At 63.3% G+C, this 14768-nt stretch carries 13 protein-coding genes and 1 pseudogene; 3 read left to right on the forward strand and 11 right to left on the reverse strand.

The window, feature by feature from the left end:
* Positions 1-10: 10 nt before the first annotated feature.
* From BCAL_RS12555 to BCAL_RS02395, 6 genes and pseudogenes are all read right to left on the reverse strand, one after another.
* Positions 11-745 carry a response regulator transcription factor gene (locus tag BCAL_RS12555; protein WP_223847551.1) on the reverse strand — a complete coding sequence of 245 codons (735 nt, stop codon included), beginning with the start codon at positions 743-745 and terminating at the stop codon, positions 11-13.
* 437 nt (positions 746-1182) lie between these two features.
* A complete protein-coding gene (locus BCAL_RS02375; RefSeq protein WP_043164917.1) occupies positions 1183-1401 on the reverse strand; it encodes a helix-turn-helix domain-containing protein in 219 nt (72 codons plus the stop codon).
* 1 nt (position 1402) lies between these two features.
* Positions 1403-1954, reverse strand: a complete 552-nt coding sequence (locus BCAL_RS02380) for a DUF2975 domain-containing protein (RefSeq protein ID WP_052119044.1) — start codon at positions 1952-1954, stop codon at positions 1403-1405.
* A 160-nt stretch (positions 1955-2114) separates the two neighbouring features.
* Positions 2115-3523 (reverse strand): annotated as a pseudogene (locus tag BCAL_RS02385) (DEAD/DEAH box helicase).
* 23 nt (positions 3524-3546) lie between these two features.
* Positions 3547-4197, reverse strand: a complete 651-nt coding sequence (gene orn, locus BCAL_RS02390; RefSeq protein WP_043164915.1) for an oligoribonuclease — start codon at positions 4195-4197, stop codon at positions 3547-3549.
* Positions 4198-4276: 79 nt separating this feature from the next.
* The gene (locus BCAL_RS02395) at positions 4277-5329 is read right to left on the reverse strand and encodes a LacI family DNA-binding transcriptional regulator (RefSeq protein WP_043164912.1); all 1053 of its coding nucleotides are present in this window, start codon (positions 5327-5329) and stop codon (positions 4277-4279) included.
* Positions 5330-5634: 305 nt separating this feature from the next.
* Between BCAL_RS02395 and BCAL_RS02400 the strand changes: the two genes are divergently transcribed.
* Positions 5635-7365, forward strand: a complete 1731-nt coding sequence (locus BCAL_RS02400; protein WP_043164911.1) for a glycoside hydrolase family 13 protein — start codon at positions 5635-5637, stop codon at positions 7363-7365.
* Positions 7366-7463: 98 nt separating this feature from the next.
* Positions 7464-7928: an MFS transporter gene (locus tag BCAL_RS02405; protein ID WP_238549599.1), complete on the forward strand. Its 465-nt coding sequence runs from the start codon at positions 7464-7466 to the stop codon at positions 7926-7928.
* A gap of 108 nt (positions 7929-8036) precedes the next feature.
* Here BCAL_RS02405 and guaB read toward each other — a convergent pair whose 3' ends face one another.
* The 3 genes from guaB to BCAL_RS02420 all read right to left on the reverse strand — a co-directional run bounded on the left by guaB (position 8037) and on the right by BCAL_RS02420 (position 11500).
* Complete coding sequence (gene guaB, locus BCAL_RS02410) at positions 8037-9587, reverse strand: IMP dehydrogenase (RefSeq protein WP_043164909.1); 1551 nt, start codon at positions 9585-9587, stop codon at positions 8037-8039.
* Between the two features lie 132 nt (positions 9588-9719).
* Positions 9720-10856: an MraY family glycosyltransferase gene (locus BCAL_RS02415; RefSeq protein ID WP_043164907.1), complete on the reverse strand. Its 1137-nt coding sequence runs from the start codon at positions 10854-10856 to the stop codon at positions 9720-9722.
* Positions 10853-11500, reverse strand: coding sequence for an L-threonylcarbamoyladenylate synthase (locus tag BCAL_RS02420; RefSeq protein WP_043164905.1), 648 nt, complete (start codon positions 11498-11500; stop codon positions 10853-10855). Before BCAL_RS02420 ends, BCAL_RS02415 begins: the two co-directional genes overlap by 4 nt.
* A 425-nt stretch (positions 11501-11925) precedes the next feature.
* Between BCAL_RS02420 and BCAL_RS02425 the strand changes: the two genes are divergently transcribed.
* Positions 11926-12525, forward strand: a complete 600-nt coding sequence (locus BCAL_RS02425) for a sugar O-acetyltransferase (RefSeq protein ID WP_081887216.1) — start codon at positions 11926-11928, stop codon at positions 12523-12525.
* A 14-nt stretch (positions 12526-12539) separates the two neighbouring features.
* Here the strand turns inward: BCAL_RS02425 and prmC are convergent, their stop codons facing one another.
* Together prmC and prfA are read right to left on the reverse strand one after the other, a co-directional pair.
* A complete protein-coding gene (prmC, locus tag BCAL_RS02430) occupies positions 12540-13427 on the reverse strand; it encodes a peptide chain release factor N(5)-glutamine methyltransferase (RefSeq protein WP_043164903.1) in 888 nt (295 codons plus the stop codon).
* 219 nt (positions 13428-13646) lie between these two features.
* Positions 13647-14735 (reverse strand): peptide chain release factor 1, encoded by a 1089-nt coding sequence (prfA, locus tag BCAL_RS02435; protein ID WP_043164902.1) that lies wholly within the window; start codon positions 14733-14735, stop codon positions 13647-13649.
* Between the last annotated feature and the right edge of the window lie 33 nt (positions 14736-14768).

Genomic DNA, 14768 nt, shown 5'->3' on the forward strand with positions numbered 1-14768 from the left:
TAGATCACCTCTATGAATTAATCGACAACCATGTAACCACCGCTTGTATCAAAGTCTTCGATTTCAGCTTTCTCCTCGCCCGTAATGAATAAGTCCGAACGCTAGTGGAGGATATTCCAATTTCTCTAGCAATATCATTTTGAGTCATTCCTTCGGCGGACAGACGAAGAACCATCTCTTCCATATAGTTAAGACAAGATTTGTCCTTATATTTACGCGAATGGCGCATGTCATAACTATCCGAAGCCGACTTGAACCATTCTTGAGGAGCAGGAGGACGATCGTCATCTCCGCTTTCTTGCGATGAAATAGTTATCCCATCAGCACCAGTCACTTCAGACATGTCCCTGAACGTCGATACGGACATTGCACTCCCGTCATGCACTTCATGCAATACCGGTATCAAGTATCTGTAATCGCTTTTGTGTATCAACCCCTGAGCTCCGGCCATAATCGCTCTGTAATAATATCTCCGAAGCGGATAAGATGTTATTATTACCACAGAAACAGATGAATTCACCTCCCTCAATCTTCGGCATAAACTTATACCCGACGAATCACCAAGTTCAGCATCAATCAATATAACATCAGGCCAAACGTGTTCATCAAGGCATTTACCTATCAATGCTTCCCCGGAATCAAGCAGCCACAATATATGACATTCATGATCCTTTGAAACCATCTGTCCTAGGACACTGAGAGACATGTGATCATTATCAACTATTCCTACTTTAATCCCGATCACCCGCCCATTCAATCAATCTCACAATGCCGTGAGGCAGACTCGTTTTTAGCCTCACGATACATTCCATTCGACCATAATAATAGCATGCTTTAAATATGCTACATCATAAACTCTTTTCACGTAGTTTTCGTCTGATCTCTTTGACGTTTTTCATTGTATAGCTTCCAACACATCTTCGCACTTGTTTCAGATGCAATTGTCAACGTTTGTTATACATCAACAATTGATTCCACGTGACATGGTCTTGTCTGCACGGCGTCCCATATCCGCTCAGGTACGGACGTATGCGGAACTCAGCGTAAAGACCACTGAGAATCGTGCTGAGTCCTCGGGATTTGCGGGACCCAGCACGATTTCGACCAATTTCGGCGCTGAATCCCTCATATCGCTCCATCCGGCAACCGTCACGGTATGACGGCCGCATCGGACGCATCGCGTCACTGCTGATGACGTTCGTCCACGTATTCGAGGATGTCTCCGGGCTGGCAGTCGAGCGCGCGGCAGATGCCGTCGAGCGTGGTGAAACGCACCGCCTTGGCCCGCTCGTTCTTGAGCACGGAGACGTTGGCGGGCGTGATGCCCACGCGCTCGGCGAGCTCGTTGACGCTCATACGCCGTTTGGCGAGCATGACGTCGAGGTTCACGCGGATGGCCATGTCAAATCACCTCCGCGAGTTCGCTGCGCTGGGCGATGGCGGTCACCAGCAGCGAACGCATGACAATGAGCAGCAGTATGAACGCGGCGATGAGCAGCAACGCCCCAAGACACGCCATCCCCAACGCGGCGGATCCCATGGCCAGATCCACGTATTGCCCGCTGGAGGGATCGTGATACGGGAATTGGGCGATGGACCCATAGAGCAGCACGAAGACGACGATCGCGGCCTCGGCGAGCGCGCACACGATGATGGCGTTCGTCCATGTGACGGCCTTGCCGGAGAAGACGTCACGCCGCTTCACCAGGGTGAGCAGACGCCATAGGGGCACCAGCGCAGCCTCGAAGCACAGGACTCCGAAGATTCCGGCGATGGCATACGGCCATCGGGCGGGCGCGAACTCGGGATACACCTGAATGAAGTCGCCCGAGGCGACGACCAGTACATACTGCCCCCACAGGCAACCGATCTCGATAACCACGATCAGCCCTTTGAGCACCGCTATGGCGGTGGGATGGTATTCGGGCCATATCTCGTTCGACATGTCAGCCATGGTTCACTCCCTTGCCGTTTCGCCGACCGCCGGACGACGCTTCGCCGGCAATCATGCAGTACATAGCGATTATCGCCATACAGTACGATTGCATTGCATTTCGATAATACTATATCGTTTTTCAATATGCGACATCCCGAATCCCCCCAACAATAGGACGCTAGAACAGAGACTCTTGGGCGAATTCGTCGTCGGCAGCGGACGCGAGCGCCGACGGCTTGAACGCGCCGGCGCCCTGGTCGGCGAGCAGGTCGGATGCGGCGGCGGACGCCTCGCGCAGATCGCCGTCGAGCATGACGGCGTCGGGTGAGACGAGGAACATGCGGTTGTTGACGCCCTCCAGATACAGTCCGTCCAGCGATTCGACGCGGGAGAGCGCCACGTACCCCATGCCGGGCGCGAACGTGCGCCTCAGATCCATGACCGCGCGATCGAGCGTCATGCCCTGCGACTTGTGGATGGTGATGCCCCATGCGCAGCGCAGCGGCACCTGCGAAACGGAGGCGAGCACCTCGTCGCCGTCCATCATCTCCCATGTAGCCTGTTTCATCGTGACGATGTTGCCGTTCTCGAATTCGACGATCGGCCAGCCGCCCTTGTTGTCGGCGGCGAATCCGCGCACCGTGCCGAGCGATCCGTTGACGAACTGGCGGTCGGTGTCGTTGCGCAGGGCCATGACGGCCGCCCCCTCCTTGAGCACAAGCTGTTCGGGGGCGAGCATGTTGCGTTTGAGCCGGTCGACGAGGTTCGCGGGACCCGCCTGTTCGGCGTGGAACGTGTGCTGCTCGGCGTTGATCCGCGCGAGTTTCACGTCATTGAGATTGTCGGCCTGACGGTTGACGGGAAACAGGTGGACGGCCACCTCGCCTTCGGCCGGCCGGACGCCGAGGCGGGTGACGAGGAGGTCGCGGTCCGCGTCGCTGACGCATCCGGAGCGGATGTCGCTCAGCACGCCGAGCAGCTTGCCGTCGTCCTGACGATGCTGTTCGGTCAGGTAGCAGACGGCCGGATCGAGTTCGGCCCAGACGAGCGATTCGGTGACGAACCTTCCGGGTTGAGTCCGGCGCGCGCATACCGTTCACGCGAGGCGATGAATTCGGGGCGCACCGGCAGCACGTCGCGGTCGCGTCCGGAGACGGAGACCGGCGGCAGCTGGAAGAAGTCTCCGGAGATCACCACCTGCAGACCGCCGAAGGGGCGCGGATCGTGCCGGACCTGACGGCACACCTGATCGACCATGTCGAACAGCCAGGCGTGCAGCATCGACACCTCGTCGATGACGAGGATGTCGGCGGCCTGGATTCGGCGGCGGCGCCGGGTTCTGATGGTCTTGAGCAGGCTTGCGGTGAGCACGTTAGCGAGACCGATGCCGCTCCACGAGTGGATGGTCTGGCCGTCGATGTGCGTCGAGGCGATGCCGGTGGAGGCGGTGACGGCCACGTCGGCACCGTCTGCGCGCGCACCGCGGATGAACTCGTTGAGCACGTACGTCTTGCCGGCGCCGGGCGCACCCGTCAGAAACACGTTCGCCCCGGCATTCAGAATCGCCAACGCCTCGCTCTGCCGCATCGATCAGCCCCTCGGAGACGGTCTCACTGGTTGTTCAGGCTGGTCGCGACGATCTCGTCGCGGATGCGCGCGGCTTCGGCGGCGTCCGGCCCGGGGGCGGCGGCCATGACGGCCGCACGGTAGTAACGCAGTTCGTCGAGCGATTCGATGATGTCCGCGAGCGCGCGGTGGCCGCCGTTCTTCGGCGGGCGGTTCTCGTACACGGCCGGGTACCAGCGGCGAGCGAGTTCCTTGAGGGTGCTCACGTCGATGCTGCGGTAGTGCAGGTGGCTCATGAGGTTCGGCATGTAGTGGTCGAGGAACTTCTTGTCGGAGCCGATGGTGTTGCCGGCGAGCAGCGGGCGCACGCCGTCCGGGGTGAAGCGCGCCACGTACTCGGTGACCTTCTGCTCGGCCTCCTCGAGCGTGAGACCGTGCTCCCACTCGTTGATGAGTCCGGAGCGTGTGTGCATCTGGCGCACGAAGTCGTTCATGTGATCCACGGCCTTCCGGCTCGGCTTGATGACGTAGTCGACCCCCTCGTCCAGCACGTTCAGGTCGAAGTCGGTGGGCACGACCGACACTTCGACGAGCTCGTCGCCGCCGAAGATGTCGAGTCCGGTCATCTCGCAGTCGATCCAGATGAGGCGCGAATCCTTCGCGCTGTAGGTTTCGGCGTCATGTGCGTCAACCATTGTCGTCCCTCTTTCGTCATCGTTCGTCTTGGAAAAGAACAGTTCAGACTATACCCGGCAGGGGACGCGTAGACGCGGATCACAGGCGTGCTGTGGTGGATCGCGTCAGCAGCGATGTGGGCAGGATCGTGTGAGGCTCGTCGAGCGTCTCGCCGCGCATGAGCCGCAGCGCCTTGTCCGCGGCGACGCGTCCGAGTCGTTTCGGATCCTGCCGTACGGTGCTCAGGTCGACGACGTCTCCCAGCGAGTCGCCGTCGAATCCGACGAGCGACACCTCTTCGGGGATACGCCATCCCAGTCTGCGCAGCTCCTTGAGCAGCAGCACTGCGCACCGGTCGTTCTCGACGCATATGCCGGTGGGTCTGGGGGTGGCTCCGACCAGTTGCGCGGCGATGTCGGAGATCGCCAGATGCTCGTCGTCCCCATCCGCGGAGCCATACCGGTCGATCGAGGGGATCGTCAGCACCTGGGTCTCGTCGTACCCCTGTTCGTTCACCGCGTCGAGGAATCCCTGAAGACGAACCGAATCGCTGCACACGAACGGCGATGACTGCACCGGCTGCTCGACATACGCCACGGCCTCGTGGCCGAGGGAGCGCAGCAGTCTGATCACCCCGCGCATCGCCGCCTTGTCATCGATGCGTACGGAGGCGTCCAGTCCTTCGACCGATGGCGTGTTGACGCCGATCGTCGGAGTGGAGAGCGTTGCGAGCATGCGTTGACGGTCGGCGTCAAGCAGGAACGAGGCGACGATGATCGCGTCGACGTTCTGCGTTCCCGACACCGTTCGCAGGAAGCCGTCCAGATCGACCTCCGACCACATCACATAGGGAACGACGTCGTATCCCTCGCTTGAGAGCCCTTCGTACAGCCCCTCGAATGCATTGGCGTTGAACCATTGGTCCATGCCACTGGGCAGGAGTACGGCCACGCGCATCGAACGTCCGCTGGCGAGCGACGATGCTGTCTTGGAGAAGGTGAAGCCGAGTTCCTCGGCGGCCCGTTCGACGCGGGCGCGGGTGTCCGGATTGACCTTGTCCAATCCGCGCAGCGCACGCGAGACCGTGGATACGGAGACGCCGGCCTGGCGGGCGACGTCGTTGATCGTGGTACGAGTTGCCGTCCTATTCATATGTTCGCTCTCCCGTGTCCGTCGAGGCCGTTGCGATCTCCGCCCTCCGCCCGATGCGCGGATGACGCCGCATCAATCACGATACACCAGCGAATCGCACCGTTTGCACTCCATTGTTGTAAAAACGCTTGCATCATTGGTATTTCAGTGCAATCAGCACACTGCACGCCGACACGACACGCCGATTGCACCCGATTTTGCACAACTCTATGCAAGCGCTATTATTCAACTACCCGAAAGAACGAAAACACCTTGCAACACAAGGTGCAAACGCTTTTACAACTCTGGATTCAAGGAGGAACCGCATGACCAACGCCACCGACCCCGCACTGTGGTGGAAGCAGGCCGCCGTCTACCAGGTCTACCCGCGCAGCTTCAAGGACACGACCGGCTCCGGTCTGGGAGATCTCGCCGGCGTGACCGAGAAGATCGGCTACCTGTCCCGGCTTGGCATCGACGCGATCTGGTTGAGCCCCTTCTACCCCTCGCAGCTCGCCGACGGCGGCTACGACGTGGACGACTATCGCAACGTCGACCCGAAGCTCGGCACGATGGACGACTTCGACGCCCTCGCCAAGGCCGCGCACGCGCATGGCATCAAGGTCGTCGTCGACATCGTCCCCAACCACAGCTCCAACCTGCACCCGTGGTTCCAGGAGGCCCTCGCCGCAGCCCCCGGCTCCCCGGAGCGCGACCGCTACATCTTCCGCGACGGCAAGGGGCCGAACGGCGACCAGCCGCCGACCAACTGGGAGAACCACTTCGGCGGCCCCGCATGGACTCGCGTGCCTGATGGCCAGTGGTACCTGCACATGTTCACCAAGGAACAGCCCGACTGGAACTGGAACAACCGCGAGGTGCGAGACGACTTCATCACCACCCTGCGCTTCTGGCTCGACCACGGCGCCGACGGCTTCCGCGTGGACGTGGCGCACGGACTCGCCAAGGATCTCGACCGCGACGACCTTGACAACTACGTCGTGTGGTGCACCTCCGACCAGCCGGACGACGGCTCCCACCCGGTCATCGACCGCGACGAGGTCCACGAGATCTACCACGAGTGGCGCAAGGTCTTCAACGAGTACAACCCGCCGGCGTTCGCCGTGGCCGAGGCCTGGGTGCAGCCCAACCGCCAGTACCTGTACGCCAGCCCCGACGATCTGGGGCAGATCTTCAATTTCGAGTTCGCCAAGAAGGATTGGATCCGTGACGCCTTCCACGAGGCCATCGAGGAGGGAGTCGCCAGCGCCGAGCGTTCCGGATCCTCCGCCACGTGGGTGATGAGCAACCACGACGTGGTGCGCCACGCCACCCGATACGGCCTGCCGCAGGTGCCGACCAGCGAATACCACCAGCTCGCCAAGGATTGGGTGCTGCGAGACGGCACCACGTACCCGCTCGACAGGGAGCTCGGCACCAAGCGCGCCCGCGCCGCCATCCTCATGGAGATGGCGCTGCCCGGTTCCGTCTACGTCTATCAGGGCGAGGAACTCGGCCTGTTCGAGGTGGCCGACATCCCGTGGGATCGAGTCGAGGATCCGTCCGGACACCGCACCTCGCAGGCGGCCAGCACCAAGGGCCGCGACGGCTGCCGCGTGCCGCTGCCGTGGACGGTGGACCCGTCCGACTCCTTCGGCTTCACCCCCGCCTCCAAGGCGGACGGCACCCCGAGTCAGGAGGCGCATCTGCCCCAGCCTGCATGGTTCAAGGACTTCGCCGCCGACATCGAGGACAGCGATCCGGAATCCATGCTGAACCTCTACCGTCGCGCGCTGGCCCTGCGTCACGAGCTGCAGACCGACGACCTGAGCCTGACATGGCTGCCCGAAGACCGCTCCAGCGGCAAGCCGGACGGCGCGAACGGCTTCACCGGCGGCACCATCGCCTACAGGCGTGCCAACGGATGGGCATCGATCACCAACTTCGGCGCCGATCCGGTCGACCTGCCCGCCGGCGAGGTACTCCTCACCTCCGGACCGCTCACCGAGGACGGCCAGCTACCTCAAGACACCTCCGCTTGGATCCAGCTCGCCTGATCCCACCTTCCCAACCCCATTACTCAACGAAGAGAAAGCAACAGAACAATGACAGCAGCAAGCGTGACTCCCACGTCTTCCCGCCCCTCATCCGACAAATGGCGCTATGTCGCCGGCTTCATGCCTTCGCCGTGCTCTCCGGCATCGCCTTCTTCGGCACGATGTCCGTGCTGGTCCCCCAGCGCCTGCGCGCCGATCTCGGCATGGGCGCCGTCGAATCGACCGCCGCCCTCGGCGCGATCAACTCCGCCGGATCCATCGCCTCCATCTTCATCGCCCTGTTCGTCGGCGCACTGTCCGACCGCACGCGCAGCAGGTGGGGCAAGCGCACCCCGTGGATCTTCACCGGCGCGTTCATCTACGGCATCTGCTTCTGGTCGCTGTCCCGTCCGTCCAGCGCACTGCTCATCGCGATCTTCTACATCCTCGCACTCGTCGGCCTCAACATGGTGCAGGCCCCGATCTACGCCCTCATCTCCGATCGCGTCGAGGAATCGTCACGAGCCACCGTGTCCGCCGCGATCGCCGCGATCGCAGTGCTCGGCATCAAGCGAGTCAAGTGAGACAAGTGAGTCAATCCTCACCATAAGGAATGGTCTCCTCCCGAAATTCGGGAGGAGACCATTCCTGTCGTCAGCGTCGAACCGTCACGTTCGAATCGTCACGTTCGATCAGTTGCTGTGGAAGCCGGAGTAGTTCGGCGCTTCGGCGGTCATCACGATGTCGTGCGGGTGCGACTCGCGCAGGCCGGCGTCGGTGATGCGGATGAAGCGGCCCTTCTCGGACATCTCGGCGATGTTGTGCGCGCCGATGTAGAACATCGACTGGTGCAGGCCGCCGATCATCTGGTAGAGGACGGCGTTGAGCGGTCCGCGGTACGGCACCTCGCCTTCGACGCCTTCCGGCACGACCTTGTCGTTGGAGGTGACGTCGGCCTGGAAGTAGCGGTCCTTGGAGTAGGACTTCTTGCCGCGCGGGGCCATGGCGCCGAGGGAGCCCATGCCACGGTACAGCTTGTACTGCTTGCCGTGCAGCAGGACCTTCTCGCCCGGAGCCTCCTCGCAGCCGGCGAGGGTGCCGCCGAGCATGACGGAGGACGCGCCGGCCACGAGGGCCTTGGCGATGTCGCCGGAGTAGTGGATGCCACCGTCGGCGATGCAGGGCACGCCGGCGGTACGGCAGGCCTGGGCGGCCTCGTACACGGCGGTGAGCTGCGGGACGCCGACGCCGGCGACGATACGCGTGGTGCAGATGGAGCCCGGTCCGATGCCGACCTTGACGGCGTCGGCGCCGGCGTCGATCATGGCCTGCGCGCCGGAGCGGGTGCCGACGTTGCCGCCGATGATCTGCACGCCGTCGAAGGCGGAGTCGTGCTTCAGGCGGGAGATCATGTCAAGGGCCAGACGGGCCTCGCCGTTGGCGGTGTCGACGACAAGCACGTCGACGCCGGCCTCCATCAGGGCGGAGGCACGCTGCCAGGCGTCGCCGAGGAAGCCGACGCCGGCGGCGACGCGCAGACGGCCCTGCTCGTCCTTGGTGGCGTCCGGGTACTGCTCGGTCTTGACGAAGTCCTTGACGGTGATCAGACCGGTCAGGTGGCCTTCGGAGTCGACGAGCGGCAGCTTTTCGACCTTGTGCTTGGCGAGCAGGTCGTGCGCATCCTCCTTGGAGATGTTGGACGGACCGGTGACCAGGTTCTCCTTGGTCATGATGTCCTTGACCTTGAGGCGGTCGTAGTCCTCGGAGGCGATGAAGCGCATGTCGCGGTTGGTGATGATGCCGACGAGCTTGTTGTCCTTGTCGACGACCGGCAGGCCGGAGATGTGGAACTTGCCGCACAGCTTGTCGAGGTCGGCGAGGGTGACGTCCGGGTTGACGGTCAGCGGGTCGGTGATCATGCCGGACTCGGAGCGCTTGACGACGTCGACCTGAGCGGCCTGATCGTCGATGGACAGGTTGCGGTGCAGCACGCCGATGCCGCCGTTACGGGCCATGGCGATGGCCATCTCGGACTCGGTGACGGTGTCCATGGCGGCGGAGAGCACCGGAGCCTTCATCGTGATCTTGCGGGTCAGGTGGGTGGTGGTGTCCACCTCGGAGGGAATGACGTCCGTCTCGTTCGGCAGCAGCAGCACATCGTCATAGGCGAGGCCAAGCTTCGCGAAAATCGGCGGAAGGGGAGCATACGCGGATTCTGCGTTCATATCGAGGTTTGTAGCCATGTGACCACTATATGAAAGTGCATTGACGTAGGAAACCACAATCGCCTATGGGCGTTCCACATCCGTTCTTCCGGAGTTTCACTGCCGTTCATCAGACTTCCGTTCGATTGTCTGCTCCCAGAAGGAGGGATCTCACTTGCCGTTGCGCACGTGTTTGGCGCCTTCGTTTTCGGCGCGGATCTCGGGGATGCGGCGTTTCAGGTACGGGTACATCGTGACCACGGCGAGCACCGCGCCGACCACCGCCATGCCGATGAGGACGTGCCACGCCTTGAAGAACAGGATCATCAGGGATCCGAAGGCGATGAGCGCGGCCCACGCCCACAGGATCGTCACGGCGCCCTGCACGGTGTGGCCGATCCGGAGCATGCGGTGATGCAGGTGCATGCGGTCGGGGTGCATCGGCGACTGTCCCTTCGACAGACGTCGCACGATCGCCAGACACATGTCGAGCACCGGCAGGAAGAGCACGAGGATCGGCAGCAGGATCGGCATGAACACCGGCAGATAGATACTGGTGTGCACCGAAGCCGGGTCGATGCGCCCGGTCATCACGATCGACGCGCAGGTGATGAGATAGCCGAGGAGCATCGAACCGGAATCGCCCATGAACAGCTTCGCCGGATGCCAGTTGTGCAGGATGAATCCGACGCAGATGCCGACGAGCGCCACGTCGATGAGCGTGGCCATCGACGCGTACGAGGGCGAGGTACGCGCCAATATATAGGAGTAGATCGCGAAGGCGATGCCGCCGATCGCTACGATGCCGGAGGCCAGTCCGTCGAGTCCGTCGACGAAGTTGACCGCGTTGATCGACGCGACGATGAGGAACGCGGTGATCGCCATCGACAGACTGGGGGATGCGGTGACGAGCGATCCCAACGGCAGCGAGATGATCTGCAGGCCTCCCCATGCGACGAACACGGAGATGAGCAACTGCCCTGCCATCTTGAGCATCCAGTCAAGATCCCACAGATCGTCGGCCATGCCGAGCAGGCAGATCAGGGCCGCGCCGATCAGCACCACCCACGCCTGCCGCGTGCTTTCGAACAGCCCCTGGATGAACGGGATGTGGCTGGCGAACAGCATGGCGACGGCAAAGCCGAGCAGCATGCCGAGTCCGCCCATGCGCGGGGTGGGGATGGTGTGCACGTCACGCGCGCGCACCTTGCCGACGGCGCCGATCTCGATGGCGATATGACGGATGATCGGAGTGAACAGGTAGGTGGCGCCGCCCGCGACGGCGGCGATGAACAGGTAGATTCTCATGCGCCGAGCCCTCCGCCGTTGACGTGGAGTGCCTCGCGGATCGCCGACTGCGGGATCACGCCCTCCCGAAGGATGCGGATGCCGTCACGCTCGTGCGGGTCGGCGGCGACGACGGTGCTGGCCACGTGCCCGGGCGTGCTGCCGCCGTCCAGATACAGCGGCACGGCGTCACCGAACGCCTCGACGGCCTCGGCGACGCTTTGCGCACTCTCGCCGCCGGACAGGTTCGCACTGGATGCGGCCAGCGGTCCCAGCGCCCTGAGTGCCTTGAGGCACAGCGTCGAATTGGGGACACGCACGCCCTGCGTGCCGTCCTTCGCGAGCGTGCGCAGGGTGCAGCCGTCCTTCGCGACGGCGATCGGCGAGAACGCTCCGGGCAGGAATCGTGCGGCGAGACGGTTGAGCGGCGCGGGCAGCGCGAGATCGAGCTCGTCGAGCTGATCGACGTCGGCGAGCAGCACCTGCAGCGCCTTGAACCGCGGTCGGCGCTTCAGCTCGTAGATGCGGTCGATGGCTTTGCCGTTGCGCGGGTCGCCGGCGATGCCGTACACGGTGTCCGTGGGGATGACCACCAGTCCGCCGTCCCTGATGATCTCGGCCGCCTTGGCGAGCGCCTCGTCGTTCACCGCAAGAATCTCACTCATCGCTTGCTCTCCTTCTCGATCCGCGTCATCATCGTCCTCCGCCCGTCCGTCGTCTCGCTCATCGTCCTTCATCCATTCTTGCGTCCACATGACCAGCACTATCCGTCTGGCCCATGGATCGGCACACAATCTATCATTGCATCATTGCGCACGGACCGCAGCACGAACCGTGGAAGGCCGATCGCAGCGCCACGCGACGAACGTCCATTATGTACGGTCGTACATTACGATGTATAGGCGACGGATGACAATCATCAAAAACCGTATGCGGCATGCACGCATCATGCAAAGGAGCCATCACTATGACCGATCAGATGACCGATCAGCCCACGCCCACCACGGACAGCGTCACCACCGACGCCGCCGACCCGTTCCGCATCCCGCCCATCGAGCTGCGCACGCCGCGTCGCTCGGAGCGCGAGGAGATGCTCGCCGGCAGACTGTACGACGCATCCGACGCCGAGCTCGACGATCTGCGCCGCAATGCCGGCGACCTGTGCACCCGGTTCAACGCCACGTCGCGTCACGACGATGCGACGCGCAAGGCGATCCTCGACGAGCTGCTGCCCGGTCACGGCGAGAACCTCGACGTGATGGGCCCGGTGTTCTTCGACTACGGATGCCATACGACGATCGGCGACCGCGTGTTCGCGAACTTCAACTTCACCGTGCTCGACTGCGCGCCGGTGACGATCGGCGACGACGTGCTGTTCGGCCCGAACGTATCGCTGCTGCCGCCGATGCACCCGCTGCGCTGGCAGGATCGCAACGTGCGCAGGCGCGCCGACGGCACCGCCTACGACTACGAGTACGGCGAGCCGATCACGATCGGCTCGAACTGCTGGTTCGGTGGCAACGTGACGGTGCTGGGCGGCGTGACCATCGGCGACGGCTGCGTGATCGGCGCGGGAGCGGTGGTCACGAAGGACATTCCAGCCAACTCGGTGGCCGTCGGCAACCCAGCGCACGTCATCAAGACCATCACCGACAGGGACGCCAGCGTCTATCAGGGGTACGCGCAGTAGGGACCGAAACCGTTTCAGCCTTTGACGGCGAAGAGGAAGCGGGGGCGACCGGTCCAGTCGTTGTCGGTGCGCCCCTCGGTGAAGCCGTTGGCGCGCGCGAAGGCGACGAGTCGATCGCCCTGCGAGATGTCGTGCTCCATGACGAGCGCGCCACCTGTGCGCAGCAGTCCGGCCGCACGCAGGATGATCCGCTCGGGGATGAGCACGCCGTCCGCCGACCCACCGTATAGGGCCATGTCCGGATCGAAGTCGCGCACCTCGGGCTGTTCAGGCACCTGATCGAGCGGCACGTACGGCGGGTTGGTGATGACGATGTCGACGGTGCCGTCGAGCTGCGGCAGCGTCAGCGGGCTGGTCGCGTCGCCGCGTTCCAGATGGTAGTTGCCGGCGACCGACGGGTACGCCCGCGCGACGCGCACATGATTGCGCTCGGTCCACGCATACGCCTCGGCCGACAGTTCGACGGCCCACACCTCGGCGCCGGGAACCTCGCTTGCGACGGCGAGCCCGATCGCGCCGGACCCTGCACACAGGTCGACGACGCGCGGATGGTACATGCCCTGCCGCGTGATCCAGTCCAATCCCGCCTGCACCACGGTCTCGGTCTCCGGCCGCGGAATGAACACCCCCGGCCCGACCACGAGATCGAGATACCTGAACGGCGCGTGGCCCACGATATGCTGCAGCGGCTCGCGCTTCGCCCGCCTCGCGACCATCGCATCGAACCGCGCGGCGTCATAGGCGAGGTCTTCGCCCATCAGCAGCGCCTTGTCGACATCGCGCAGCTCGACGCCGTCACCGGCCGCCTCGGCCATCAGCAGCTTCGCGTCATGCTCCGCCGTCTCAACCCCCGCCGCCCGCAACTCAGCCGCAGCGGCCTTCACCACCTCATTCAGGGACACAAAACCTCTCTCCCCTGTCAAAAACGCAACTTGAAATACGAACGAGGTGTGGTGCGGCTTATACGGTGCTCGACCGTAGGCTTGGCTGCCGAACCGTCAATGGACAGTCCAGCGGACTGTCCATAGGTGAGGGGAGCAGCTACGCTGCGACGATCCGACGAAGTCGGATGCCTTGAGTGTGTCGAGCACCGTATAAGCCGCACCACACCGGCCAAGCGATCACTGCTGCTTGGCGAGACGTTCGGCCTCGTCGGCCTGGATGTCCGAGTCGATGACCGCCTGCAGATCCCCGTCGAGCACCTGATCGAGGTTGTACGCCTTGTAGTTCGTACGATGATCGACGATGCGGTTCTCCGGGAAGTTGTACGTGCGGATGCGTTCGGACCGGTCGAGCGAGCGCACCTGCGAGTGACGCATGTCGGCGGCCTCGGCGGCCTCCTGCTCGTGCTTCATCGCGAGCAGTCGCGATTTGAGCACGCGCAGCGCGGAGGCGCGGTTCTGGATCTGCGACTTCTCGTCCTGCATGCTCACGACGATGCCGGTGGGGATGTGTGTCATGCGCACGGCGGAGTACGTGGTGTTCACGGACTGGCCGCCGGGGCCGGAGCTCATGAAGATGTCGATCTTGAGGTCCTTCGGATCGATTTCGATCTCGTCGTCGTCCTCGTCGGCCTCCGGGAAGACGATCACGCCGGCCGCGGAGGTCTGGATGCGCCCCTGCGATTCGGTGACGGGGATGCGCTGGACGCGATGGACGCCGCCCTCGTACTTGAGCGATGCCCATACGCCGTCCTCGGGGGCGGGCGTGCCCTTGGCACGGATGGCGACCTGCACGTCCTTGACGCCGCCGAGCTCGGTGCCGTTCTCGGACTGGATGGTGACGGTCCAACCGCGCTTTTCGGCGTATCGGGTGTACATGCGCAGCAGGTCGCCGGCGAACAGCGCGGCCTCCTCGCCGCCAGTGCCGGCCTTGATCTCCATGATGACGTCGCGCGCGTCATCGGGATCACGCGGGATCAGCGCGGTGCGCAGCTTGTCCTCGGCCTGAGGCAGTTCAGCTTCGAGTCGCTTGGCCTCCTCGGCGAAATCGGGGTCGTCGTCGGCCATCTCTCGCGCGGCCTCGAGATCGTCACGGATGCCGAGATACCTCTGGTATGCGGAGACGATGGCGCCGAGTTCGGCGTGGCGCCGTCCGAGCTTGCGCATCTTGTCCGGGTCCGTCACCACTTCGGGGCTGGCCATCTGCTCCTCGATGGACCTGTACTCTTCCAGCGCGGTCGCCGCCGCGGGGAACTGTTCGTCTGCCATGCAGCCTTCCTTACCGTCCTGCCGTGTTGCCTG

The sequence above is a fragment of the Bifidobacterium callitrichos DSM 23973 genome (genome assembly GCF_000741175.1).
GTDB lineage: Bacteria > Actinomycetota > Actinomycetes > Actinomycetales > Bifidobacteriaceae > Bifidobacterium > Bifidobacterium callitrichos.

Excerpts from the sequence above, each read along its gene's own strand:
- BCAL_RS02420 (WP_043164905.1), bottom strand. The coding sequence starts at position 11,500 with ATGAGTGAGATTCTTGCGGTGAACGACGAGGCGCTCGCCAAGGCGGCC.
- BCAL_RS02425 (WP_081887216.1), top strand. The coding sequence starts at position 11,926 with ATGCTCGCCGGCAGACTGTACGACGCATCCGACGCCGAGCTCGACGAT.
- BCAL_RS02405 (WP_238549599.1), top strand. The coding sequence starts at position 7,464 with ATGGCGCTATGTCGCCGGCTTCATGCCTTCGCCGTGCTCTCCGGCATC.
- BCAL_RS02415 (WP_043164907.1), bottom strand. The coding sequence starts at position 10,856 with ATGAGAATCTACCTGTTCATCGCCGCCGTCGCGGGCGGCGCCACCTAC.
- prfA (WP_043164902.1), bottom strand. The coding sequence starts at position 14,735 with ATGGCAGACGAACAGTTCCCCGCGGCGGCGACCGCGCTGGAAGAGTAC.
- BCAL_RS02400 (WP_043164911.1), top strand. The coding sequence starts at position 5,635 with ATGACCAACGCCACCGACCCCGCACTGTGGTGGAAGCAGGCCGCCGTC.
- BCAL_RS02395 (WP_043164912.1), bottom strand. The coding sequence starts at position 5,329 with ATGAATAGGACGGCAACTCGTACCACGATCAACGACGTCGCCCGCCAG.
- BCAL_RS02380 (WP_052119044.1), bottom strand. The coding sequence starts at position 1,954 with ATGGCTGACATGTCGAACGAGATATGGCCCGAATACCATCCCACCGCC.
- BCAL_RS02375 (WP_043164917.1), bottom strand. The coding sequence starts at position 1,401 with ATGGCCATCCGCGTGAACCTCGACGTCATGCTCGCCAAACGGCGTATG.
- orn (WP_043164915.1), bottom strand. The coding sequence starts at position 4,197 with ATGGTTGACGCACATGACGCCGAAACCTACAGCGCGAAGGATTCGCGC.
- guaB (WP_043164909.1), bottom strand. The coding sequence starts at position 9,587 with ATGGCTACAAACCTCGATATGAACGCAGAATCCGCGTATGCTCCCCTT.